Source organism: Ferrimonas sp. (assembly GCF_048263965.1).
Lineage (GTDB): Bacteria > Pseudomonadota > Gammaproteobacteria > Enterobacterales > Shewanellaceae > Ferrimonas.
Genome location: NZ_JBLXDO010000001.1, coordinates 327,682 through 351,081 on the forward strand (window position 1 = coordinate 327,682; position 23,400 = coordinate 351,081).

The following is a 23,400-nucleotide window of genomic DNA, read 5'->3' on the forward strand; positions in this document are numbered from 1 at the left end:
AAGCTTGGAGGTCAGGTGCATCCCTCATCAGTCATCGGTACCGAACTACTGATTAACGTCACCCCCACCGAGAACCGGGTGGCGCTGCTGGAACGCGGCCAACTTCAGGAGGTGCACGTCGAGCGGCGTGGCCGACTGGGGATCGTCGGCAACATCTACCGTGGCAAGGTGACCCGGGTACTGCCTGGCATGCAGGCGGCCTTCGTGGACATCGGCCATGAGAAGGCGGCCTTTCTCCACGCGTCCGACATCATTCCCCACACCGAATGTGTGGCGGAGCCTGAGCAGAAGCAGTTTCAGGCTCAGGATATTGCCTCCCTGGTGCGTCCCGGTCAGGACATCACCGTTCAGGTGACCAAGGACCCTCTGGGCACCAAAGGCGCCCGTTTGACCACGGACATCACCCTGCCTTCCCGTTACCTGGTGTTTATGCCCGGCGCCGCCCATGTGGGGGTGTCTCAGCGCATCGAGTCTGAGGAGGAGCGGGAGCGCCTGAAGAAGCTGGTGGGCCAGTTTGTGGACACCGATGGCGGCTTCATCATCCGTACCGCCGCCGAGGGGGCCTGTGAGAAGGAGCTGGCCCATGATGCCGCCTTCCTGCGCCGGGTATGGCGTAAGGTCAGTGAGCGTCGCCAGCGCCCTGGCGGCAAGGTGATCCCCCTGTATGAGGATCTGACCCTGCCCAGGCGCCTGCTGAGAGACCTGGCGATCTGCAACATCGAGCGGGTGCAGGTGGACTCCCGCACCGCCATCAAGGAACTCAGTGAGTTTGCCCAGGAGTTCGTGCCTGACGTGGCCCCGGTTCTGGAGCACTTTACCGGGCCTTCGCCCCTGTTCGATCTCTACGACGTGGAGAACGAGATCCAGCGGGCCCTGGAGCGTAAGGTTGAGTTGAAAAACGGTGGCTACCTGATCATCGACCAGACCGAGGCGATGACCACCATCGACATCAACACCGGCGCCTTCGTGGGTCACCGAAACCTGGAAGAGACCATCTTCAACACCAACCTGGAAGCGACCCGGGCGATCGCCCACCAGCTGCGCCTGCGCAATCTGGGGGGGATCATCATCATCGATTTCATCGACATGACCTCCGATGAGCACCGCAACCGGGTTCTGAGCACTCTGGAGGCCGCCATGGCCGTCGACAGGGTGAAGACCAGTGTCAGCGGTTTCTCCCGCCTGGGGCTGGTGGAGGTCACCCGCAAGCGCACCCGGGAAAGCCTGGAGCATGTGCTCTGCGGCGAATGCCCCGTGTGTAAGGGCACCGGCTCCCTGAAAACGGTAGAAACCGTCTGCTACGAGATGTTCCGGGAGATCATCCGGGTGGACCGCCAGTATGACGCCGACGAGTTTTCCGTCTACGTCTCTCCGGCGGTGCACGATGCCCTGATTGGCGATGAGGCTCACAGCCTGGCTGAGCTTGAAGTCTTTATCGGCAAGCGCATCCGTCTTCAATCCGAACCCCTCTACGCCCAGGATAAGTTCGACGTGGTGATGATGTGACCCTGGGCCCCGGATTCCGGCGACTGCTGAGCTTCTGTTGGTACACTGCTGCGACCCTGATTGTGCTGTTTGCACTGACGGTGGCGGCGGTGCGTACCCTGCTGCCTGAGCTGGACTCCATCCGGGAAGAGTTGACCGCCCAGCTGAGTGCCCAGAGTGGCCTGGAGCTGGAGTTTGGCCGCCTGGGGGCCAGCTGGAAGCCCAAGGGGCCTCAACTGGTGATTCAGAACTTCCATCTGCCTGCTCAGGAAGATCTCGACCTGGATGTGAGGGTCGAAGAGGCGGTGGCGCAGCTGGATTTCTGGGCTTCGCTTACCGACCTGGATCTGCGATTCGATCAGGTCAGCTTCTCCGGGGTGGAGGTGCGGCTGCTGGGCCAGCTCAATACCGGCAGTGGCTCGGGATCCGGCGGTGCCATCGATGCCTTCAAGCGCACCTTCCTTCATGGCCTGCGCCAGCTGAATCTGGAAGATGCCCGACTCTACCTTCCCCTCTCCGACAAGGAGGGGGAACCCATTCATATCGCCAACCTGCAGTGGCGCAACCAGGGCAACCGCCATCTGGGGGAAGGCCGTCTCTATCTGGACAGCGACAGCAATCAGGATGAAACTCTGAGGTTGGCCCTGGAGCTGCGTAGCGATCAGGATGAGATGTTCGGCCGCGGCTATGTGCAGGCGGCGCAGCTGGACATCGGCGACTGGCTGGCCCGGCAGATGGGCAGTGACAGTCGTCAGTTCTCCGGGGTCCTGAATATGGAATCCTGGGTGACCTTCGATGAGCACGGCCTGCGCAGTGGCCAGGTGGAGTTCGGTGAAAGCGACTTCAGCTGGGAGCAGCCCGAACCTCAGCGGATGGCCATCAGCGGTGGTCGCCTGGTGTGGTCTCCCACAGAAACCGGTGGCCAGCTGGCCAGTCAGGACCTGCAGCTGCAGAGCAATGGCAAGCCGTGGCAGCCTACCCATTTTGCCCTGCGCCACGGACAGGGCGATCTCAGCCTGTGGCTGAACGGGCTGCAGCTGGACAAGCTCAAGCCCCTACTGGGGGTGATTCCCGGCATCAAGAACCGCTCCCTGTCCGACATGCTGGCGGCCAATGGCCGTGGTGAGATTCAGCAGATTCGGGCGCAGCGCAGGGAGGGGCAGTGGGCCCTGGCCGCCGACCTGAAAGATCTTGGGTGGGACATGAGCGGCAAGGTGCCCGGTGTCGCCGGCATCAATGGCCAGGTCACCTGGATGGGAGCCCAGGGGCATCTGCACCTGCCCAGCCAGAAGGCGGCCCTCTACTGGCCCTGGCAGTTCAGTCACACGGTCAAGTTCTCCGAGCTCAGTGGCGATCTGTTCATTCATCAGCAGGATGGCTGGGTCATCACCACAGACAATCTGCGCCTCGATGGTGACATTCTTGAGGCGGATCTTGAGGCGGCGCTGCTGCTTCCTGCCGACCGGCCAGTGCGGTTGCAGCTGTATGGCAATGCCGGGCTGAAGCAGATGGCCGAGGCAGACAAGCTGTTCCCCCGCAAAGCCATGGGAGAAGGGCTGTCTGAGTACCTGGCGGCGGCGATCCAGGGTGGGCACACCGATGATGCCCAGATCCTCTGGCATGGCGATTTTGCCGACTACCCCTATGCTGGCGGTGAAGGGGTGTTCCAGGCGGGCTTTACCATGGAGCAGGGGCAGTTCCAGTTCCTCGAGTCCTGGCCTGCGGTTACCGACATCACCCTGGATGCCCTGTTTGAAAATATGCGCATGGACATCTGGTTGCGCCAGGGTCTGCTGGATCAGGTGCCGGTAGAGAATGCCCATGTGTTTATCCCTACCCTGAACCGCAGTGCCACCCTGACCGTGGCGGCTTCGGTTCGAACCGATGCCGCCGCAGCCAGTGAGCTGATGGCCAAGTCCTCCCTGGCCAATACTGTAGGGGCGACCCTCAAGGAGCTGCAGATTGGCGGTGATGTGGCCACCAGCCTGGATCTTACCTTCCCGCTGGGCGCGGCCGTCTCGGATCAGTCCCCCAGCATTCTTGGACGGGTGGCCCTGTGGGACAATCCCATCCATATTCGCGCCCTCTCCACTGAGCTGTCCGCGGTCCGGGGTGAACTCAGTTTTGATTCCGATAAGGTCGTGTCAGACGGTTTGCAGGCGCAGATCTTCAATCAGCCTCTGACGCTCAAGGTAGACACCGGCAAGGATGGTGATGTGTACCGTGCCCTGGTGGACCTCGGCGGTCGCTGGCACACGGACAACATTCCCCAAGGGCAGACCTTCCCCCTGTTTGAGCACCTTGAAGGCGATGCCCAGTGGCAGGGCAAGCTGGAGATGAATTTCCGCCAGGATGGGGCGTACGCCTACCAGGCCAAGGTGGAGACCAACCTGGAGGGGCTGGAGGTGGACCTGCCGGCTCCGGTGGGCAAGAGGGCCTCCACGCCTATTCGCACCGTGCTCGAGGTCAATGGTGATCAGGATGGTGCCCGGCTGTTGGCGACCCAGGGGGTGCGCGTCGGTTATCTGGCTGAGTTTGAAGTGGACAGCATGGGGTTCCATTGGCCCAGATATCAGTTATCCATTGGCAAGCGCCCCAGCTTGATCGGGGTGGGTTCCGGCTCCATCGATCTGGCGATGTCCCAGGTCAGGCTGCAGGACTGGTTGCCTCTGATCACCGGATTTGTCACCACCACCGGAGACGGTTCCCAGGGCGCGGTGCCTCCCCTGACCCGGGTGAGTGGCTCCCTCTCCCGTCTGGACATCTTTGGTCTGCATTTTGATCAGACCCTGCTGGAGGGCTGGCCCGAGGAGCAGGGCTGGCGCTTCAGGGCTGAATCGGATCAGATGCGCGGTGATATACTGATCGGCCGCGATTGGCAGCAGGACGGCTTGCGCATCGACGCTGACCGTTTGCAGATGGAGTGGGACAGCAAAGCGGGCCCAAGTGAACCGGAAGCGGCCTCTCTGATTGCCCAGATGCCAGCGGTGCAGGCCAAAGTAGACAGTTTCCATATCCGCGATCTGGACCTGGGCGAGCTGACCCTTTCCACCACCCATGAGACCGATGGCTACCGGCTGCAGCAGCTACAGCTGTCGCGGTCCGAATACCAGTTTCAGGCCCAGGGCTTCTGGCAGCCCGAGGGCGAACTGACCCGTTTCGATCTCACCGGCTCCCTTAAGAGCGACGACTTCGGCAAGATGAGCTCGGTCATCGGTCAGCCTCTCGGCGTGGAGGAGTCCACCCTGGACGCCAAGTTCGATTTGAGCTGGAAGGATGCCCCCTGGGCCATGGATATGCCCAGCCTGGATGGCGACCTTGAGTTTGCCTTCGGCAAAGGGCATCTGTCCCAGGTGTCCGACAAAGGCGCCCGGATTCTCTCCATGTTCAGCCTGGACTCCCTGCTGAGGAAGCTGTCGCTGGACTTTACCGACGTCTTCGGCAAAGGTTTTTACTACACCAGCTTTGATGGCTCCATCCAGTTTGATGATGGGCTGGCCAGCACTCAGAACACCGAACTGGATGGCGATGCGGGTGTGATGAAGATTCGCGGCAGCTCCAACCTGGTAAGCCGGGAGCTGGATTACCGCATCACCTTCTCGCCTGCCCTGACCGCCAGCGTCCCCGCGGTGGCGCTGATGTCCGGTGCTTCGCTCACCGTCGGGGTCGGTGCCTTTGCGGTATCCAAGATCCTGGAGCCGGTGATTGAGGTGATTACCCAGCTAAACTATAAACTTACAGGTACCTTTGATGACCCGGTTCTGGAGGAGCTGGAGCGGGATAAGCGGGAGATCCGCATCATCGAAGAGGAGCCGCAGCCTGAGCCCCAGTCTCTGGTGACGCCCAACACCCAGGCACCCGATTACATGGAGGCCCTGCCGGAGCCCTTGCCCGAAGGTGAGAGCCGCACGGTAGGCCAGTAGCCCTAAGGAGAGTCTATGCGGCTGTACGCCCTGCAGTGCTGTTCCAGCGCCGAACCCGAAGAGAACCTGGCGCGGCTGCGCCAACAGCTCTCGCCTCTGGGGGATCAGCCCGGGGACAAGCTGGTGGTGCTGCCCGAGTGTGTGCTGGCCTTTGATGGTCCCAAGGGGCAGTGGCAATCCTTGGCGGAACCCCTGGGCGAGGGACCGTTGCAGGCCCGAATGGCGGAATTGGCCCAACTGGCCGGGTGCACCCTGGTGGCCGGGACTCTGCCCATCCTGGCTGACGATGGCCGAGCCTACGCGGCATCCCTGGTGTTTGATCAATCGGGGCAGCGGGTGGGGCGTTACGACAAACTTCATCTGTTTGATGTGACCATCGGAGACAACACCGGCCACTACAGAGAGAGCGACACCACCCATCCCGGTCAGCAGATTGAGGTGATCGAGACTTCGCTTGGGCGGGTGGGGCTGGCGGTGTGTTACGATCTGCGTTTTCCCGAACTGTTTCGGGAGATGACCGCCCGGGGCGCAGAGATACTGGTGCTGCCCAGTGCCTTTACCCGGGTCACCGGTGACGCCCACTGGGAGGCGCTGCTCAAGGCCCGCGCCATCGAAAACCAGGTGTATATGGTGGCCGCCGGCCAGGTGGGTGTGCACGCCAATGGCCGCCAGACCTGGGGTCACTCGATGATTGTCGATCCCTGGGGCGAACTGCTGGCCGATGCTGGCGAAGAGGAGGGGATGATTGATGCCCCCTTCAACAGAGAACGTATTCAGGAGGTGAGGCAGGCGATGCCTTGCCTCAATCATATTCGGTTGCCCCTGTAGAGCAACTCAAGGAACCAAGGACGCTATGACTTTAGAGAAAGCCAGCGCTACCCTGCTGCAGCCCGCTGGGCTGGACCTCAATGATCTGGAGCGGATTCTGTCTCGCATCCACAGTCACAAACTGGATTACTCCGATATCTATCTGCAGTCGGCCCGACATGAGTCCTGGGTGCTGGAGGATGGCATCGTCAAGGAGGGCAGCTTCAACATCGAGCAGGGTGTGGGTATCCGTGCCATCGATGGTGAGAAGACCGGCTTCGCCTACGCCGATGAGGTGACCCTAGACTCTCTGCAGCAGTCCGCCGATGCCGCCCGTGGCATTGCCGCCAGTGGCGGTGAGGGTAAGGTCAATGCCCTGGCCGGTGTTGGCAGTGCCAAGCGCTACCCGGCCATTGACCCCATCGGCACCTGGGAGCAGCAGCAGAAGCTGTCACTGCTCCAGGAGATGGACGCCTATGTCCGGGCCCTGGACAGTCGGGTCCAGCAGGTGATTGTCAGCCTCAGCGCCGCCTATGAAGAGGTGCTGGTGGCGGCATCCGACGGCACCCTGGCCGCCGATGTGCGCCCCTTGGTGCGGCTGAACTGCTCCGTCATCATGGTGGAAGGGGATCGCCGTGAGCGCGGCAGCGCTGGCATGGGCGGTCGTTATGGCTTCGAACAGCTGGATGTGACCGACGATCAGGACCGCCGTCGTGCCCTGCAGTTGTGTCATGAAGCGGTGCGCCAGGCCGAGGTGAACCTGCGGGCGGTGGACGCCCCTGCCGGTGAGATGCCCGTGGTCCTAGGGCCCGGCTGGCCCGGCGTGCTGCTGCACGAGGCGGTTGGCCACGGCCTTGAAGGTGACTTCAACCGTAAGGGCTCCAGTGCCTTCGCCGGTCGCATCGGCGAGAAGGTGGCCAGCGAGCTGTGCACCGTGGTGGATGACGGTACCCTGGAGGGGCGTCGTGGCTCTGTCAGCATCGACGATGAGGGCACCGAAGGCCAGCACACCGTGCTGATCGAGCATGGCATCCTCAAGGGTTATATGCAGGACAAGCTCAATGCCCGGCTGATGGGAATGGCGCCGACCGGCAATGGCCGTCGCGAGTCCTACGCCCACATGCCCATGCCTCGCATGACCAACACCTACATGCTGGGTGGCGATAAGGAACCGGGTGAGATCATTGCGTCCGTAGAGCGGGGTGTTTACGCCCCCAACTTCGGCGGTGGCCAGGTGGACATCACCTCGGGCAAGTTCGTGTTCTCCGCGTCCGAGGCCTACCTGATTGAGAATGGCAAAATCACCACCCCCATCAAGGGCGCGACCCTGATCGGCAACGGCCCGGAAGCGATGCAGACCATCTCCATGGTGGGGAACGATCTCTCCCTGGACAAGGGAGTGGGCGTCTGCGGCAAAGAGGGGCAGAGTGTGCCTGTCGGCGTGGGTCAGCCGACCCTGAAGCTGGACCGCCTGACCGTGGGTGGCACCGACTGACCCTGTCTGCGGAGTGAGTATTCGGGGCCCTTTGGGGCCCCGTTTTTGTTGCTGACGTGAAAAAACTGCAGTGCTGACGTGACTTAGAGATCAGACGAGTGGAAAAGCACTCGACTGTGAAACTGGATGGAGTAAGATCTAGAGTTTCAACTCTAACTTGGACAGACGATGAGATATTGGATCTGTGCCCTGCTTTGTCTCAGCGGCTCCCTGTCTGCTCAGCCCCTGAGCCTGCATCAGGCCTGGCAGCGGGTGGAGAGCGTCAGTGACAAGCTGCAGGCTCAGCAGCAGGCCCATCAGCGGGCCGAAGCGGAGCTGGGCGTGGCACAGCAACTGGGTGATCCCAGCCTGACCCTGAGAGGCAGCTACCTGCGGCTGGACAGCCCGGTGGAGCTGGATGCCAGGGCAATCAACCCACTGCCACAGATGCTCTCGGCGCTGCCGGCTGGATTGCTTCCCCCCTTGCCGGACTCCGCCTGGAAAACCGAGATCACCGACCGCGATATCTACCATGCCAGCCTGCAGGCGGTGTGGCCTCTCTATGTGGGGGGGCGCATTGAAGCGGCTAAGAGCATCAAGGCAGCCGAAGCGGAGCAGCAGAAACAGCAGACCCGTCTGGATACCCAGGAGCGCTTTACCACCCTGGTGGAGCGTTACTTTGCCCTGGCGTTGACCCATAAGGTGGAACAACTGCACCAGGCAAGGTTGGAGACTCTGAAGCAACACCTGGCCAATGCCCAGGCGCTGCAACGTCAGGGACAGATCGCCGAAGTGGAGAAGCTCAATGCCCAGGTGGCCATGGAGCAGGGGGAGGTGGCTCTGTCTCAGGCCAGCCGTCGACGCACCCTGGCGCAGATGGCCCTGGATACCCTGTTGCAGCAGAAGGGCAGTGAGCTGAGCCAGCCTCTGGCTCTGCCGATGCAGAGCCCGGATCTGGGTGGCTGGCACCGGCAGATGCTGGACACCCATCCCGCATTGGCCCTGTTTGGCGCCAAGGAGGCCCAGGCCAAAGGGGCGATTGAGGCCGAACGGGGTCGCTACAAGCCGGAGCTAGCCCTGGTGGGCAACTACAGCTTCGACGTGGATGAAAGCCTGTTGTCTGAGCTGGAGCCCGAGTGGATGGTGGGGGTGACCCTCAAGGTGCCTATCTTCACCAATGATGGGCGTAATGATCGGGTTCGTGCGGCGAAAAGTGCTCAACTTCAGGTGCAGCACCTCAAGGCGCAGACCCGGCAGGATCTGGATCTGCTGATGGCCTCCAGGGAGCAGCAACTGACCCAGGCTCAGCACGAGTACCGTGCCCTGGCCAGCGCCGAATCCCTGGCCAGAGAAAACCTCAGATTGCGTCAACTGGCGTTTGCCCAGGGGCTGGGCACCTCCATCGATCAGGTGGACGCCGGAGACAAGCTGCTGGAGGTGCAGACTGCCCGCGCCGCGGCCCAGTACCACTATCTGGTGGCCCTGGGACAACTGGCGGCCATGAGTGACAACCAGTCGCTGCTGTTCCAACTTCTGATGAGTACCGAAACCCAATGAAACGACTGAACCAACTCTTTGGTCTGCTGGCAGTATTGCTGCTGGCGGGCCTGGCAGGCCGAGCCGCCTGGACCCTGAGCCAGCCGGACGCCAAGTTTATCCAGGGCCAGATTGAAGCCCGCCAATACCATGTTTCCTCCAAGGTGCCCGGTCGCCTGGAGCGAATTCTGGTTCATCGTGGCGATCAGGTGGCAAGAGGCGATCTGCTGTTTGCCATCAGCAGCCCGGAACTGGAGGCCAAGCAGACCCAGGCCAGAGCCGGCCTGGAGGCGGCCGAGGCGCTGAAGGCCCAGGCGGACAATGGTGCCCGTCGTCAGGAGGTGTTGGCGGCCCGCGAACAGTGGCACAAGGCTCAGGCCGCCGCCGAGTTGGCCCGGGTGACCTTCGATCGGGTGGAAGCCCTGTTTGACGAAGGCGTGGTGGCTCGTCAGAAGCGCGACGAAGCCTACACCCAGTGGCAGGCGGCCCAATTCACCGAGAAGGCCGCGGAAGCGGTTTACCAGATGGCGGAGGAGGGCGCCCGCCAGGAGACCCGGGATGCCGCTGCCGGCAAGGCGTTGGCCGCCCGGGGCCAGTTGGACGAGGTGCAGGCGGTACTGGCGGACAGCCAGATGCGTGCCCCGCGCGCCGGTGAGGTCAGCCAGGTGTTGCTGGATGAGGGGGAGTTGGCGCCCACAGGCTTCCCGGTGGTGACCCTGGTGGACATGAGCGATGCCTGGGCCCTGTTCAATGTTCGCGAGGACAGTCTGGCCCGTTTCCCCGAGGGGGAGCAGGTGCAGGTGCGCATCCCCGCCCTGGGCAACAGCTTTCCCTTCACGGTGCGTTACCGCTCGGTGCTGGGAGACTACGCCACCTGGAACGCTACCGAATCTGGCATGGCCTTCGACCTGCGCACTTTTGAGGTGGAGCTGGTGCCCGTGGACACCATCCCCGGCCTGCGAGCCGGGATGACCGCGCTGATTGAGCAATGACCAAATCCATCGTCGTCCTGCTGCACCGCAGTATCCGTGATCTGCTGTCGGACCCCTGGCAGGCAAGCCTGATGACCTGGCTGCCGGTGCTGTTGGCCCTGTCTCTGTGGGGCGTATTCGCCCGCAGCCTGCCTACTCAACTGCCTGTGGCCTGGACAGACATGGACAACACCACGGTCAGTCGTGCTTTGGGGCGACAGTTGCAGGCCAGTCCGGCCATCGGCCTGGTGGCTTATGCCACCGAAGCGGAGGCGGAGCGGGCGATGCGACGTGGCGAGGTGTATGCCCAGGTGGTGATCCCCTCCAGGTTTGCCGCAGACCTGATCGCCGGGCGTCAGCCCCAGTTGCCGGTGCGTTATAACGCCCAGTATCTGCTGATGGGCAAGCGGCTCTACTCCGCCGCGGCGGGGGCCATTCGCGGCGGCCTGGCTGAGGTGGGGGCCCAGGGGGCGCTCTCCGACGGCACGCCAACGGAGTCACTGCCTGCGGTCATGGTGCCGGTAACTGTCTCCATGACCCCCATGTTCAATCCGGACCTGGGGTATCTGCCCTTCCTGTTGCCCGGCCTGCTGCTGGCTCTCTACCAGCTGCTGGTCAGTGCCACCCTGGTGAATGCGGTAGCCAGGGGCAAGCGCGGTTTGCCCCTGAGGATCATGTTGCTGCTGCTGTGGTGGTGGCTGATGGGGGGCGTCGGCCTGCTGGTGCTCTACTCCGGGCTCAATCTGCCCATGGCCGGATCCATGTTGATCCTGTGGCTGGGGATGATTCCCCTGCTTGGTGCCATCGCCGGCATCATCCTGCTGGTGGCCATGGTGGTGGATGACCCGGTGCGGGCCACCAGCATAGGCGGTGCCCTGTTTGCCCCGGCCTTCGCCTATATGGGAATCAGCTTTCCCCTGGAGTCGATGCCGGCTGCCGCTCAGATCTGGCGGGTACTGATGCCCACTACCCATTACCTGCCGCTGATGCTGCAAGCGGGGGCTAACCACAACTGGTCGGCCACCTGGCCGCTGCTGATGATGTCACTGCTGCTGATCCCGGTGGCCTGCCTCTACAGGAGGATGCCATGAGCTGGTGGCAACTGTTCAAGCTGGAGTGGCAGGGGCTGCTGGCGGACAAGGCCGCCATGCTCACCGCCATCGGCGGCATCCTGTTCTATGCGGTGATCTATCCGCTGCCCTACGCCAACCATGTGGCCCTGGACCAGCCAGTGGCGGTGGTGGACCTGGACCAGAGTGCCACCAGCCGTCAGCTGCTGAGAATGTGGCTGGCTTCGCCCAAGGTGGCTCTGACCCAGGTTTACCCTGACCAGAGGTCGGCGGAGTCTGCCCTCACAGAGGGGGATCTTAAGGGGATGATCATCATTCCCCACCAGTTTGAGCGAAACCTGTATCGGGGAGAGCAGGTACAACTGGCCGCTGCCGGGGATGGCAGCTTCCTGCTGCCCTACAGCAATCTGGCGACCGCTGCCCTTGAGGGGGCGGGCTACCTGAGTGCGACGGTGCGCTTGCAGCGTGGCGTGGCCTCGGGAGGGAACATCGCCACTGAGATGCGTCGATTGCAGCCGGTGAAGGTCCAATTCCAGCCGGTGTTCAATCCGGGCATGAGTTACTCCAGCTATGTGCTGCCCGGCGCCCTGGTGCTGATTCTCCACCAGACCCTGTTGATGGTGGCGGCGATGCTGGGGGCCAACAACTGGAATACCCGCGGCGGCTGGCCTGGCTACCCAACGGCCACCTGGCTCTGTGCCCGGGCGGCGATGTTGGCCTGTCTCTATCTGCCCTCCTGCGTTCTCTATTTCGACCTGGTGCTGCCCTGGCAGTCGGTGGTCATGGCGGCCCCGTTCGAGACCATGGTCAGTGTGCTAACCCCCTTCCTGCTGGCCACCGCCCTGGCCGGGGTGGCCATCAGCACCCTGTTTCAGCGCCGGGCGGTGCCGGTACAGCTGATGGTGCTGACCGGCATGCCGATCCTGTTTACCAGCGGTTTCGTCTGGCCCACGGACAGCATGTCCGCCCTGCTCAGTGGCCTGTTTGCCTGGTTGCCGGCCCAGCCGGCGATGATCGCCATGATCAAGGCGAACCAATTGAATTTGGGGCTGTCTGGATTGGGGTACGAACTGTCTTCCCTGTGGCTACAGGTGCTAGCATGGGGCATCCTGGCCCTGCTGGGGCTGAAAAGACGTCAGGCATTGGGCAGCCATGATCCCACCGACGTCTGATTCGTATCATGTTGTTTTGATTAACAAGGAATCGTGATGAACCGCCGCTATCTTGGATTATTGCTGCTGGCCTTCGGTGCCAGCGCCAATCAGCCCGCCATGACCTTTACCCCCTACACCGTGGCCTTTCCCTCGGCCTCCCTCGAGGACAATGGCAAAGTGGGCCAGGAGATCTACGGTTTTACCCTGGATAAGGGGGCACGCCTCAACGACCAGTGGCTGATGAGCTGGCAGCTTGAGGGGGCCTACAGTGACTTTGATTTCAACCGCAGTTCATTGATGGATGGACGCCTCGAGGCCTGGGATAACGTCAAGACCCTGGGGGTGGGGGTAAACTTCACCAAGCCCAACCGCAGCGGCCTGACCTGGTTCCTGGGGCCGAGGGTACAGTGGTCCTACGCAGACACCGCCTCGTTTGGCGACGGCTTCGGGTATGGTCTGCTGGCGGGGGCCAGCTATCCGGTCAGTGAGACCCTGACCCTGGGCTTCGGTGGGGGCTACTTCAATGACCCCTATGATGTTCGCTGGATGCCGGTGCTGTTCATCAAATGGCAGATCACCGACAAACTCCGTTTGGATAACCCCTTCGAGCCCGGCTTCGCCGGCCGCGGAGGCCTGGAGCTCTCCTACCGGTTAAACCCCACCTGGGAGTTCGGTGCGGGTATGGCCTATCGGACCCAGAACTTTGCCGTGGACGAGGGGGGCATTGAGATTGAGCAGCCTCTGAGTTTCCTGCGGGGCAGCTTTACTGCCGAAGGGGGCTGGCGCCTGTCCGCTTACCTGGGTCATCGCTCCGAAGGGGAGTTCTCCCTGCGCGGCCCCGATGGCGGGGAGAAGCGGGACCTGGCTTCAGAAAGCGCCTTTGGCGTGGTGGTGACCACTCACTTCTGAGGTGGCTTAGCGAAAAAGAAAGGAGGGAGGCCTGTGCCTCCCTCCTGATACTCGTATCTACTCTTCCAGGTACTGACGCACCAGCTTGAACAGCTCCCGGGAGGACTTGGGTGGTTTGCTGGCCTTGGCTTCCTTGGCGGCCTGGCGAATCAGCTGACGCACCCGTTGGCGCTCCTCGGCCATGGCGGGAACTTCGGCAAACAGCTCCTGCATGGCATCGTCACCCTCGGCAATCAGCCGGTCGCGCCATTGCTCCATCTTGTGGAACTCCTGGTTGGCCTGGTTGTGCTTGTTGCGGATCTTGTCCAGGGCCGCCACCAGGGGCTCAGGGTCCCGGCTGCGCAGCAGCTTGCCAACAAACTGCAGCTGGCGGCGATGGGCTTCGTTCTTCCCTTTCAGGCGCTGGGCCAGGGCAACGGCGTCCTCCAGCTCTTCGTCCATGGGCACCTTGGCCAGGTCGTTTTTACCCAGGGCCACAATCTCGTTGCCGATCTTCTGCAGCTGTTCCGCTTCCCGCTTAAGCTCCGACTTGCTGATCCACTCCTCTTCCTGGAGCTCCGGTTCCGGGCGTTTTGCTGCCATAGTTACTCTCCTCAAAATCTTGTCCGCCTATTCTAACAGGCTCTGAAGCGTCATGCCCCTATCGGAGCGGGGGCGGGGTTTGCTATCCTTTCTTGCAACTGAATTTTATGGAATCGACGAGTGACTCAAGTCAGCATTGAAGCCCAGCGTCAGCAGCTGGAGGAGGCGGTAGCCCTGGCCCTGGACGAGGCCAAAAAACTGGGGGTGTCCGCCGCAGAGGTGGCCATCAGTAAGCAGCAGGGATTGAGCGTCTCTACCCGCATGGGTGAAGTGGAGACCGTAGAGTTCAATAAGGACGGTGCCCTGGGCATCTCCCTCTACCGCGAGGGTGCCAAGGGCAATGCGTCTACCTCGGATCTCAGTGCCCAGGCGATCGTCGATGCGGTGCGCGCCGCCGATGGCATCGCCCGCCACACCACGGCAGACCAGCACAATGGCCTGGCCGAGGTCGAGCTGATGCCCACCGAGTTCCCTGACCTGGATCTTTACCATCCTCATGCCCTGACCCCGGAGGAGGGGATCGATCTGGCGGCCCGCTGTGAACAGGCGGCTCTTCAGAGCGAGCATGGTATCGAGATGTCCGATGGCGCCAGCTGCAACAGCCACGCCGGCATCAAGGTGTATGGCAACAGCCATGGCTTTATCGGCAGTTATGCCTCCTCCCGCCACAGCCTCTCCTGCGTGCTGATCGGCAAGGATGAGCAAGGGATGGAGCGAGACTACGACTACACCGTGGGACGCCGGTTTGCCGACCTGATGAACCCGGAAGAGCTGGGCGTGAGTGCCGCCGCCAAGGTCAGCGCCCGCCTGGGGGCGCGCAAGATCGACACCTGCGAAGTGCCTGTGCTGTTCTCTGCGGAGACCGCCACCGGCCTGGTGGGCCATCTGGTGGGCGCCATCAGCGGTGCGTCACTCTATCGTCAGTCCTCTTTCCTGCTGGACAGCCTGGGCACTCAGATTCTGCCCCAGTGGTTCTCCATCGAAGAGAACCCCCACCTGCCAGTGGGCCTGGCCAGTGCTCCCTTCGATGGGGAGGGGGTGGCCACCCGCGCCCGGCAGATTGTCCGTGACGGCGTACTGGAGTCCTACCTGCTGACCGCCTACTCTGCCCGTCGCCTGGGGATGACCACCACGGGTCACGCTGGTGGCATCTATAACTGGCAGCTGGCCAGCAATGGGGGGGACTTGGCTTCCATGCTGAAGCAGATGGGTACCGGCCTGTATGTGACCGAACTGATGGGCCATGGTGTGAACGGGGTGACCGGGGATTACTCCCGCGGCGCCGCTGGTTTCTGGGTGGAGAATGGCATCATCCAGTATCCGGTGCACGAGATCACCATCGCCGGCAACCTGAAGCAGATGTACCGGGATATGGTGGCGGTGGGTACCGATGTGGATCCCCGTACCAGCATCAAGACAGGTTCCATCTTGCTGAGTGCCATGAAGGTCGCCGGCAACTGATCGGGGCTGGTGTGCCAATGAGATAAAAAACCGGAGCCAGGCTCCGGTTTTTTTATTCTGATTCGTCGAAGCGACCGCTGAACAGCTGGGTGACCGCTTCCAGGGCGGGCTCGGCGTCCTGGCCCTCGCAGATCACCGTCACCTCCTGCCCCTGGCAGGTTTGCAGCATCAGCAGGCCCAGCACACTGTCGGCACTGGCGCTCTGGTCTCCGTGGATCACCTGGATACGGGCGTCGTAGTTATGGGCCAACTGCGCCAGCCGGGTGGCGGCGCGGGCGTGCAGGCCCAGCTTGTTGACGACTTTAAGGGTTCTTGTCAGCTTCACGTTTGTCCAGTTCACGGTGACGGACCGAGGTCTGCTTCTGTCGCTGACGGAAACGTTGCTCCAGCTGCTCGGCGATGTAGACACTGCGGTGCTGGCCACCGGTACAGCCGATGGCGACGGTCAGGTAGGCGCGGTTGTTGCGCTCCAGCATCGGCAGCCAGTTGAGCAGGAAGTTCTCAGTGTGTTCGATAAAGCGCGCCACTATCCACTCCTTGGCGAAGTAGCGCTGCACCGGTTTATCCAGACCGGTGAGCGGTCGCAGGGCGGGATCCCAGTGGGGGTTGGGCAGGAAGCGTACGTCAAACACGTAATCGGCATCCTTGGGAATGCCGTGTTTAAAGCCGAAGGATTCAAACACCAACAGCAGCTCCCGCTCCGCCTGACCCAGCAGGCGGGTGCGCATCTCATCGGCCAGCTGATGGACCGACAGGCCGTCGGTCATGAAGCTGTGATCGGCCAGGTCGCGAATGGGGGCCAGCAGTTGGGTCTCTGAGGCGATCGCTTCCGCCAGGGAGGTGCCGCTGCGCGACAGGGGGTGCAGCCTGCGAGTCTCGCTGTAGCGCTTGATCAGGCTGGTGTCTGACGCGTCCAGGAAGTAGATCTGTTTTTCGATGGAGTCCGGCAGGTGCTTCAAAATCTCCGGGATCTGTTCCGCCTGGTCAGGCAGGTTGCGGATGTCCAGGCTGACTGCCAGGGTGTCGCACTGATCCAGCATCTCCTCCACCAGGGAGGGGAGCATCACCGCGGGCAGGTTGTCGACACAGTAGCACCCCAGGTCTTCGAGGACCCGAAGTGCGACGGATTTGCCGGCACCGGAACGTCCGGAGAGGATGATCAGCTTCACGAGGTCACCAGGGCATAAAGCTCCGAGTCGGTACTGCATTTACGCAGGGCCCGGCAGGTCTCTTTGTCCTGCAGGGTCTTGGCCATGGCGGCCAGGGTGGCCAGGTGCTCCTGTACCGCGTCCTCGGGGACAAACAGGGCAAACAGCAGGTCCACAGGCTTGCCATCGATGGCGTCGAAGGGGATCGCTTCGTCGCACTTGATGAACACGGCAATGGGGCGGTCGATGTTGGCTAGCCGGCCATGGGGCAGGGCGATCCCCTTGCCGATGCCGGTGGTACCCATCTTCTCCCTGGCCAGCAGGCTTTCAAACAGCTGCTGGGGGTTCAGGTTGCCGTGATGCTCGCCCGCCAACTGGGAGATCATCTCCAGGGCGCGCTTCTTGCTTAGGCCCGGAGCGGCGATGGTGGCGCACTCCGGGCTGAGTAACGTGGATATGTCCATGATTAATGGCGTGAAATTTTCTCTTTGTGCTTGATGACCTGACGGTCCAGCTTGTCGATAAGGCCGTCGATGGCCGCGTACATGTTGTCGTGGTGGTGGGTCGCGTACACTTCGCGGCCACTCAGATTCAGTTTGGCTTCGGCGGTTTGCTGTGTTTTCTCCACATTCAGCACCACGTAGACGTTGGAGATATGGTCAAAGTGGCGCTCCAGCTTGTCGAACTTGGTGTGCACATAATCTCTCAGAGCGGTAGTGATCTCGACATGATGACCGGTCAGATTGATTTGCATATAGGTTCCTCCTTTTTTGCTGGTTACAGCTGTTTCCGCTGATTGGATGGAGCAATGCCCAGGGCTTCCCTGTACTTGGCGATGGTCCGTCTCGCCACCTTGATGCCCTGTTCTGCCAGCAGCTCCGCCATTTTACTGTCACTGAGAGGTTTCTTAGGATTCTCTGCAGCAACCAATTTTTTAATTAAAGCACGAATTGCCGTGGATGAGCACTCGCCGCCACTGTCTGTGCTGACGTGGCTGGAGAAGAAGTACTTCAGCTCGAAGATGCCACGGGGCGTATGCATATATTTCTGGGTGGTCACCCGGGAGATGGTGGACTCGTGCATGTCCACCGCTTCGGCCACATCGTTGAGCACCATGGGCTTCATCGCTTCGTCGCCGTATTCCAGGAACCCCTGCTGGAACTGGACGATGCAGTTGGCCACCTTGAGCAGGGTATCGTTGCGACTCTCCAGGCTCTTCAGGAACCACTTGGCTTCCTGCAGGTGACCGCGGACGAACTGGCTGTCCGCCTGGTTGCGGCTGTTGCGGCTCAGGGCCGCATACTGCTCGTTGATGCGGATCTTGGGCATGGTGTCCGGATTGAGCTCTACCACCCAGCGCCCCTTGCGCTTGGAGACGGCCACATCGGGAATCACGTACTGGTCATTGTCGCTGACCAGGGCGCTGCCGGGACGAGGGTTGAGGGTCTGGATCAGATCCATCGCCTCCTTGAGCTCCTCCTCCTTGAGGCGGGTCTTGCGCATCAGTCCGCGGAAGTCGCGGTTGGCCAGCAGATCCATATTTTCCTGAATCAGCATCTTGGCCTCAGCCAGCCAGGGAGTCGCCCCATCGAACTGACTCAACTGCACCAGCAGGCACTCCGCCAGATCCCGGGCACAGACGCCCACAGGGTCGAAGCGCTGCACTCGCTTGAGTACCGCCTCCACCTCGTCCAGCTCGACCTCGTCGTCGCCCATGGCTTCGAGAATATCCTCGGCAGTCTGGGTCAGGTAGCCGCGTTCATCGGTGGCATCGATGATGGCCACCGCGATGGCGCGATCGGTATCGGACATGGGGGTCAGTTCCATCTGCCACAGCAGGTGGCCCTGAAGGCTGTCACCGGTGCTGCCCTGGAAGGGCATGTCATCCTCCCGACTGGCCATGGGGGCCGGGGAGGATGTGTAATATTCATCCCAGGAGGCGTCGACCTGAAGATCATCCGGCATGTCGGTCTGACTCAGGGCCTCGCTGGTGTCCAGACTGGCGGCTTCCGGGGCGGGCTCGAGCTCATCCCGGGAAGGGGCATCCGGGGTGTCGGGGACGGCTGGGCTCAGATCCTCCTCGACTTCAAGCAGGGGGTTGGCATCCAGGGCCTCCTGAATCTCTTGTTGGAGATCCAGAGTCGACAGTTGCAGCAGGCGAATGGCCTGCTGCAGCTGCGGGGTCATGGTGAGCTGCTGTCCCAGCTTTAGCTGTAGAGAAGTCTTCATTTACAACAACCTGTCCTTATTCCTTCTTGTTTTTTCCGGTTGTATTCCTGGTCGGGAGTTCAAATTACTATAGCTTGAACTGGTCGCCCAAGTATACCGAGCGCACCAGCTTGTTCTCGAGGATGGCGGCGGGTTCGCCCTGGGCGATCAGCTCGCCGTGGCTGACAATATAGGCGTGTTCACAGACGTCCAGAGTTTCACGGACGTTGTGGTCGGTGATCAGTACGCCCAGGCCGCGGTCCCTCAGGTGCTGGATGATCTTCTTGATGTCGATCACCGAGATCGGGTCGACGCCAGCGAAGGGCTCGTCGAGAAGGATGAATTTGGGATCGGCGGCCAGGGCCCGGGCGATCTCCACCCGGCGGCGTTCGCCGCCGGACAGGCTCATCCCAAGGCTGTCGCGGATGTGGGTGATGTTAAACTCTTCCAGCAACTGCTCCAGTTTCTCCACCCGCTGGGACTGGCTCAGCCCTTTACGGGTCTGCAGCACCGCCATCAGGTTGTCGTACACAGACAGTTTGCGGAAGATGGAGGATTCCTGGGGCAGGTAGCCGATCCCCTTTCGGGCCCGGCTGTGCATCGGCAGCAGGGTGATCTCCTCACCGTCGATGAGGATCCGCCCCCGGTCGTTCTGCACCAGGCCCACCACCATGTAGAAGGTGGTGGTCTTGCCGGCGCCATTGGGGCCAAGCAGACCCACGATCTGGCCGGTGCTGACCTCAAGGCCAACATTCTTGACCACTTCCCGGCCCTTGTAGGCCTTGGCCAATTTCTCTGCGGTCAGGGTTGAGCGGGTCATTGCTGCTTCTCACCCTCTTTCTTCTCCTTGGGCTCGGCCAGGGATTTCAGGTCGGCTTCCGCGGGCTGGAAGATGGTGGTGATCTGCTCATCCTTGTTGCCTTCGGCCACCAGCATCTGCTTCTCCAGATCGTACTGGATGGTGTCGCCCTGAACCAGGCTGCCGGACTGGCGCATCTCCGCTTTCCCTTTCAGTGTAAGGATGCGTTTCTGGATGTCGTAGCGAATTTCGGCGGCTTCGGCCTGGGCCAGTTTGCCGTTCTCCATCATCTGTTGGTAGGTGGCGGGAGAGCCGGAGGCGATCAGGGTGGTCACCACCTTGTCGTCGGTGGCTTCGGCGCGCAACTCGTCGGCGTTGATCAGCAGGGTGCCCTGGGTGATGCGCACCCGGCCGGAGTAGATCAGCATGCCGTTAGGCAGATCCGCCCGAGAGTTGTCGGCTTTGACCTCCACCTTTTCGTGAATGTCGCTGTCCAGGGCTGTGGCGCCGGTGCTGCCCAGCAGCAGCATGGCAGCCAGAAGCAGTTTAAGGGGTTTCATAGATGGCATTTACCTGACTCTTCAATTCAATCCGGTTCAAATTCAGATCCGCCCACAACCCTTTGGCGGTGATGTTAAAGCCCTCGCCATTGCCTTTGATCTGGCGGTTGGAGGTCATGATCATCGTCTCCAGGTCCAGTTCCAGATAGTCGGTGGTAATGGTCTTAAGTGGTTCGTTGGGCTCGATGGCTGTGATGATAACATCATTTTCCAGTACCACGTGGCGGCCGTCACTGAGTTGCCCCTGAGTGGCCTGTACCCGCCACTGACCCTGGCTGTCTTCAGGGTAGAGCAGATAGTCCGGCTCCTGCAGGCGGGTGAGGGCCAGGGCCTGGTAGTGCTCCATCTGTTCGGCATTGATCTCGGCACTGAGGCGGCCTGACTCTGAGTAGATGCGGCTGCGCAGATTCTTGGCGACGAAGTCCGGCTGGTAGCTGGGTTTGACGTCCACCTGTGCCTGGTCTTTCATCACCATGGATCGCCAGGTCAACAGGATGGCGGCACCAAACAGGATGGCAATGGCTATCCCTTCACGCTTCATACGCTCATCCCTTTGGCATCCTTGAAGGTGCCCTGGGCTTCCATGATCAGATCGCACAGCTCACGGACGGCACCAAAGCCGCCACGGGTGCCGGTGACCAGGTGCGCTTGGCGCAGCAGCAGCGGGTGAGCGTCATTGACCGCAACGGACAGGCCGGTGAGCTCCATCACCGGGGCGTCCACCAGGTCATCTCCGATGTAGGCACACTGCTCGTCCTGCAGATCCAGGGCGGCCTTCAGCTCTTCATAGGCGCTGACTTTGTCCTCCACCCCCTGATAGATGTGGGCGACGCCCAGGGCGCTCATGCGATTTTGAACAATTTCGGAGCGGCGGCCGGTGATGACGGCCACCTGAACACCGGTGCCCTGCAGGGCTTTGATGCCGAAGCCGTCTCTGGTGTGGAACGCCTTGAGCTCCTCGCCCTGGTTCCCCAGGTAGATGCGGCCATCGGAGAACACGCCGTCCACGTCGCACACCAGCAGGCGGATGTTGGCGGCTCGGTCCAGATTCTCCTGAGAGACGGGGCCATAGAGGGTATCGATCATGGTCATCAGAGTACTCCCGCTTTGAGCATGTCCATCATGTTGAGGGCGCCGACGGGGCGGCCCTGGTCGTCAATGCGTACCAGGCCATTGATCTTGCGCTCCTCCATCAATTTGAGGGCTTCGGCGGCCAGGATGTTGTCCGCCAGGGTAATGGGGTTGGCGGTCATCACCTGGCCTATGGTGCTGTTGTGGATCTCCACCCGGGCATCCAGCACCCGGCGCAGATCGCCGTCGGTGAAGATGCCGGTGAGACGCCCCTGATCGTTGACCACGCAGGTCATGCCCAGCCCCTTGGCGGAGATCTCCAGCAGGGCTTGTGACAGGGAGACCTTCTCCTCCACACAGGGCAGGTGCTCGCCTCTGTGGGTCAAATCGTCGACGCGCAACAGCAACTTGCGTCCCAGGGCGCCGCCGGGATGAGACAGGGCAAAATCGTCGGCGGTGAACCCTTTGGCCTGCAACAGGGCGACCGCCAGGGCATCCCCCATCACCAGGGTGGCGGTGGTGGAGGAGGTGGGCGCCAGCCCCAGGGGGCAGGCTTCCTTCTCCACCTTGATGCACAGGTGCACCTGGGCCAGCCGGGCTAGGCTGGAGTCCGGCTTGCCGGTCATGGCGATCACCGGGATGCCCAGACGGCGAATCACCGGCATCAGGGTCATGATTTCGCTGGCCTCGCCGGAGTTGGAGATGGCCACCACCACATCCTGCTCGGTGAGCATCCCCAGGTCGCCATGGCTGGCCTCGCCGGGATGGACGAAGAAGGAGGGGGTGCCGGTGCTGGCCAGGGTAGCGGCAATCTTGTTGCCCACGTGGCCGGATTTGCCCATCCCCATGACGATCACCTTCCCCTGGCAAGCCAGGAGCTGTTCACAGGCGGCCACAAAGCTGTCGTCGATGTATTGCTGCATCCCCTGCAGGGCTTCAATCTCCACATCGATCACTTCGCGTCCCCATTGACGCAGTTGAGAGGGGTTGGTCATGGTGTCGCTTTGCTCCTTTAACCCGCCTGACTAAACAGCATGCCCTGATAGGCAATAAATACAACCAGAAGGATAAGTCCTTCGATGCGTCCCAGTATCTGACGTTTTTTCATCCACAATAGCAGCAGAGGCGCCAGGCTGGTGGCCAGCATCATATAGAGGTCCCGGCCGGCGGCGTTGGCATCCACCTGGCCCGGGGCCAGCAGTGCCGGAATCGCCAGCACCGCAAGAATATTGAACAGGTTGGACCCCACCACGTTGCCAATGGCCAGGTCGTCTTCATTTTTGAGGACGCCGGCGATGCAGGCGGCCAGCTCCGGCAGGCTGGTGCCCACGGCGATGATGGTCAGGCCGATCACCAGATCGGACATGCCAAACCATTGGGCAATCCCCACGGCGCCGTCCACCATCCAGCCCGAGGCCAGGGGCAGCAGTGCCATACCCAACACCAGCCAGAACAGGGCTCTGGGGGTGGAGAGATCTTTGGGGATCTCATCGTCGCTCTCTTGAGCCAGGGGGTCTGTGTCCCGGTTCTGCCAGGCCTGAATGCAAAGAAACCCAAGAATGGCCACAAAGGCCACCAGCAGAATCAGGCCGTCGCTGCGGCTCAGCTCCAGGTCGCTGAGCAGGTAGCCGGCCAACAGGGTACCCACCATCATCAGCGGCATTTCACGCTTGAGTGTGGTGCTGCTGACCACCAGGGGGCGCAGCAGTGCGGTGGCGCCGAGGATAAAGGTGATGTTGGCGATGTTGGAACCGAGAACGTTACCTATGGCGGTATCTCCGCGCCCCTCCAGGGCCGCGGTGGCGGACACCATCATTTCGGGGGCAGAGGAGCCCATGGAGACGATGGTCAGGCCAATGATCAGCGAGGGCAGGCCCAGGTTGCGGGCAATGCCGGCGGCGCCGTAAACAAATCGGTCGGCGCTCCACACCAGCAGGGCAAGCCCGCCGGCCAGAAGTAACAGGTTGAGCAACATGGTTGAAAAAATGCCTGGCAGTATAAGAGGCGCATTGTCGCCCGAACATTTTGAAAAGAAAAGGGCGTCCCCCGTTGTTGAGTGCAAAATTTGGGGTGGATAAACTGGGTTCAGTGCCCGGCAAAGGCGAAAATCGGCTTCGCCGTACTGAAACTCTAGAGACCCAATGCTGTCTGAACTGAAACTGAATCGTGGGGGAAGGGCGCTGTTTTGTTGTTAAATTTTTTCCCATTTCTTGGTAATCTGACCCATTACGATCTGAAGTCG

22 protein-coding genes are annotated in these 23,400 nt (G+C 61.6%); 10 read left to right on the forward strand and 12 right to left on the reverse strand.

Features of this window, described 5'->3' with window-relative positions; all coding sequences use genetic code 11:
* The first annotated feature begins 33 nt into the window (after positions 1-33).
* The 9 genes from rng (at position 34) to ACN0RV_RS01580 (ending at position 13,329) form a co-directional block, all read left to right on the forward strand.
* The gene (rng, locus tag ACN0RV_RS01540) at positions 34-1,506 is read left to right on the forward strand and encodes a ribonuclease G (RefSeq protein WP_417345388.1); all 1,473 of its coding nucleotides are present in this window, start codon (positions 34-36) and stop codon (positions 1,504-1,506) included.
* A complete protein-coding gene (locus tag ACN0RV_RS01545) occupies positions 1,503-5,408 on the forward strand; it encodes a YhdP family protein (RefSeq protein WP_417344938.1) in 3,906 nt (1,301 codons plus the stop codon). The genes rng and ACN0RV_RS01545 overlap by 4 nt, the downstream gene beginning before the upstream one ends.
* A 15-nt stretch (positions 5,409-5,423) precedes the next feature.
* On the forward strand, positions 5,424-6,236 hold the full coding sequence (locus tag ACN0RV_RS01550) for a carbon-nitrogen hydrolase family protein (protein WP_417344939.1): 813 nt from the start codon (positions 5,424-5,426) through the stop codon (positions 6,234-6,236).
* Positions 6,237-6,261: 25 nt separating this feature from the next.
* Complete coding sequence (gene tldD / locus ACN0RV_RS01555; protein WP_417344941.1) at positions 6,262-7,710, forward strand: metalloprotease TldD; 1,449 nt, start codon at positions 6,262-6,264, stop codon at positions 7,708-7,710.
* A 168-nt stretch (positions 7,711-7,878) separates the two neighbouring features.
* Positions 7,879-9,246, forward strand: coding sequence for a TolC family protein (locus ACN0RV_RS01560; RefSeq protein WP_417344943.1), 1,368 nt, complete (start codon positions 7,879-7,881; stop codon positions 9,244-9,246).
* Entirely contained in the window at positions 9,243-10,217 is a 975-nt protein-coding gene (locus ACN0RV_RS01565) for an HlyD family secretion protein (RefSeq protein ID WP_417344945.1), read from the forward strand. The genes ACN0RV_RS01560 and ACN0RV_RS01565 overlap by 4 nt, the downstream gene beginning before the upstream one ends.
* Positions 10,214-11,287, forward strand: a complete 1,074-nt coding sequence (locus ACN0RV_RS01570) for an ABC transporter permease (RefSeq protein ID WP_417344947.1) — start codon at positions 10,214-10,216, stop codon at positions 11,285-11,287. Before ACN0RV_RS01565 ends, ACN0RV_RS01570 begins: the two co-directional genes overlap by 4 nt.
* Complete coding sequence (locus tag ACN0RV_RS01575) at positions 11,284-12,438, forward strand: ABC transporter permease (protein ID WP_417344949.1); 1,155 nt, start codon at positions 11,284-11,286, stop codon at positions 12,436-12,438. The genes ACN0RV_RS01570 and ACN0RV_RS01575 overlap by 4 nt, the downstream gene beginning before the upstream one ends.
* A gap of 36 nt (positions 12,439-12,474) precedes the next feature.
* The gene (locus tag ACN0RV_RS01580; RefSeq protein ID WP_417344951.1) at positions 12,475-13,329 is read left to right on the forward strand and encodes a hypothetical protein; all 855 of its coding nucleotides are present in this window, start codon (positions 12,475-12,477) and stop codon (positions 13,327-13,329) included.
* 57 nt (positions 13,330-13,386) lie between these two features.
* Here the strand turns inward: ACN0RV_RS01580 and yjgA are convergent, their stop codons facing one another.
* A complete protein-coding gene (gene yjgA, locus ACN0RV_RS01585; RefSeq protein ID WP_417344953.1) occupies positions 13,387-13,911 on the reverse strand; it encodes a ribosome biogenesis factor YjgA in 525 nt (174 codons plus the stop codon).
* A 120-nt stretch (positions 13,912-14,031) separates the two neighbouring features.
* Between yjgA and pmbA the strand changes: the two genes are divergently transcribed.
* Positions 14,032-15,372: a metalloprotease PmbA gene (gene pmbA, locus ACN0RV_RS01590; protein ID WP_417344955.1), complete on the forward strand. Its 1,341-nt coding sequence runs from the start codon at positions 14,032-14,034 to the stop codon at positions 15,370-15,372.
* A gap of 52 nt (positions 15,373-15,424) precedes the next feature.
* On the opposite strand, the gene ACN0RV_RS01595 is transcribed toward pmbA, so the two are convergent.
* The 11 genes from ACN0RV_RS01595 to ACN0RV_RS01645 all read right to left on the reverse strand — a co-directional run bounded on the left by ACN0RV_RS01595 (position 15,425) and on the right by ACN0RV_RS01645 (position 23,133).
* Positions 15,425-15,697, reverse strand: a complete 273-nt coding sequence (locus tag ACN0RV_RS01595; RefSeq protein ID WP_417344957.1) for an HPr family phosphocarrier protein — start codon at positions 15,695-15,697, stop codon at positions 15,425-15,427.
* Complete coding sequence (gene rapZ, locus ACN0RV_RS01600) at positions 15,675-16,541, reverse strand: RNase adapter RapZ (RefSeq protein WP_417344958.1); 867 nt, start codon at positions 16,539-16,541, stop codon at positions 15,675-15,677. The genes ACN0RV_RS01595 and rapZ overlap by 23 nt, the downstream gene beginning before the upstream one ends.
* Entirely contained in the window at positions 16,538-16,984 is a 447-nt protein-coding gene (gene ptsN, locus ACN0RV_RS01605) for a PTS IIA-like nitrogen regulatory protein PtsN (RefSeq protein WP_417344960.1), read from the reverse strand. Before ptsN ends, rapZ begins: the two co-directional genes overlap by 4 nt.
* A 2-nt stretch (positions 16,985-16,986) precedes the next feature.
* On the reverse strand, positions 16,987-17,274 hold the full coding sequence (hpf, locus tag ACN0RV_RS01610; RefSeq protein WP_417344962.1) for a ribosome hibernation promoting factor: 288 nt from the start codon (positions 17,272-17,274) through the stop codon (positions 16,987-16,989).
* Positions 17,275-17,297: 23 nt separating this feature from the next.
* Positions 17,298-18,749 carry an RNA polymerase factor sigma-54 gene (locus ACN0RV_RS01615; protein WP_417344964.1) on the reverse strand — a complete coding sequence of 484 codons (1,452 nt, stop codon included), beginning with the start codon at positions 18,747-18,749 and terminating at the stop codon, positions 17,298-17,300.
* A 67-nt stretch (positions 18,750-18,816) separates the two neighbouring features.
* Positions 18,817-19,548 (reverse strand): LPS export ABC transporter ATP-binding protein, encoded by a 732-nt coding sequence (gene lptB / locus ACN0RV_RS01620; protein WP_028107776.1) that lies wholly within the window; start codon positions 19,546-19,548, stop codon positions 18,817-18,819.
* Positions 19,545-20,087 (reverse strand): lipopolysaccharide transport periplasmic protein LptA, encoded by a 543-nt coding sequence (gene lptA, locus ACN0RV_RS01625; RefSeq protein WP_417344966.1) that lies wholly within the window; start codon positions 20,085-20,087, stop codon positions 19,545-19,547. The genes lptB and lptA overlap by 4 nt, the downstream gene beginning before the upstream one ends.
* Complete coding sequence (gene lptC / locus ACN0RV_RS01630) at positions 20,074-20,628, reverse strand: LPS export ABC transporter periplasmic protein LptC (protein ID WP_417344968.1); 555 nt, start codon at positions 20,626-20,628, stop codon at positions 20,074-20,076. The genes lptA and lptC overlap by 14 nt, the downstream gene beginning before the upstream one ends.
* Positions 20,625-21,173: a 3-deoxy-manno-octulosonate-8-phosphatase KdsC gene (gene kdsC, locus ACN0RV_RS01635; RefSeq protein WP_417345390.1), complete on the reverse strand. Its 549-nt coding sequence runs from the start codon at positions 21,171-21,173 to the stop codon at positions 20,625-20,627. The genes lptC and kdsC overlap by 4 nt, the downstream gene beginning before the upstream one ends.
* A 5-nt stretch (positions 21,174-21,178) precedes the next feature.
* Positions 21,179-22,153: a KpsF/GutQ family sugar-phosphate isomerase gene (locus ACN0RV_RS01640; protein WP_417344970.1), complete on the reverse strand. Its 975-nt coding sequence runs from the start codon at positions 22,151-22,153 to the stop codon at positions 21,179-21,181.
* A 17-nt stretch (positions 22,154-22,170) separates the two neighbouring features.
* Positions 22,171-23,133, reverse strand: coding sequence for a calcium/sodium antiporter (locus ACN0RV_RS01645; protein WP_417344972.1), 963 nt, complete (start codon positions 23,131-23,133; stop codon positions 22,171-22,173).
* Positions 23,134-23,400: the final 267 nt, after the last annotated feature.

Coding starts and splice junctions, on each gene's coding strand:
- ACN0RV_RS01550 (WP_417344939.1), top strand. CDS start 5,424: ATGCGGCTGTACGCCCTGCAGTGCTGTTCCAGCGCCGAACCCGAAGAG.
- tldD (WP_417344941.1), top strand. CDS start 6,262: ATGACTTTAGAGAAAGCCAGCGCTACCCTGCTGCAGCCCGCTGGGCTG.
- ACN0RV_RS01560 (WP_417344943.1), top strand. CDS start 7,879: ATGAGATATTGGATCTGTGCCCTGCTTTGTCTCAGCGGCTCCCTGTCT.
- ACN0RV_RS01565 (WP_417344945.1), top strand. CDS start 9,243: ATGAAACGACTGAACCAACTCTTTGGTCTGCTGGCAGTATTGCTGCTG.
- ACN0RV_RS01570 (WP_417344947.1), top strand. CDS start 10,214: ATGACCAAATCCATCGTCGTCCTGCTGCACCGCAGTATCCGTGATCTG.
- ACN0RV_RS01575 (WP_417344949.1), top strand. CDS start 11,284: ATGAGCTGGTGGCAACTGTTCAAGCTGGAGTGGCAGGGGCTGCTGGCG.
- ACN0RV_RS01580 (WP_417344951.1), top strand. CDS start 12,475: ATGAACCGCCGCTATCTTGGATTATTGCTGCTGGCCTTCGGTGCCAGC.
- yjgA (WP_417344953.1), bottom strand. CDS start 13,911: ATGGCAGCAAAACGCCCGGAACCGGAGCTCCAGGAAGAGGAGTGGATC.
- ptsN (WP_417344960.1), bottom strand. CDS start 16,984: ATGGACATATCCACGTTACTCAGCCCGGAGTGCGCCACCATCGCCGCT.
- hpf (WP_417344962.1), bottom strand. CDS start 17,274: ATGCAAATCAATCTGACCGGTCATCATGTCGAGATCACTACCGCTCTG.
- ACN0RV_RS01615 (WP_417344964.1), bottom strand. CDS start 18,749: ATGAAGACTTCTCTACAGCTAAAGCTGGGACAGCAGCTCACCATGACC.
- lptB (WP_028107776.1), bottom strand. CDS start 19,548: ATGACCCGCTCAACCCTGACCGCAGAGAAATTGGCCAAGGCCTACAAG.
- lptA (WP_417344966.1), bottom strand. CDS start 20,087: ATGAAACCCCTTAAACTGCTTCTGGCTGCCATGCTGCTGCTGGGCAGC.
- lptC (WP_417344968.1), bottom strand. CDS start 20,628: ATGAAGCGTGAAGGGATAGCCATTGCCATCCTGTTTGGTGCCGCCATC.
- kdsC (WP_417345390.1), bottom strand. CDS start 21,173: ATGATCGATACCCTCTATGGCCCCGTCTCTCAGGAGAATCTGGACCGA.
- ACN0RV_RS01640 (WP_417344970.1), bottom strand. CDS start 22,153: ATGACCAACCCCTCTCAACTGCGTCAATGGGGACGCGAAGTGATCGAT.
- ACN0RV_RS01645 (WP_417344972.1), bottom strand. CDS start 23,133: ATGTTGCTCAACCTGTTACTTCTGGCCGGCGGGCTTGCCCTGCTGGTG.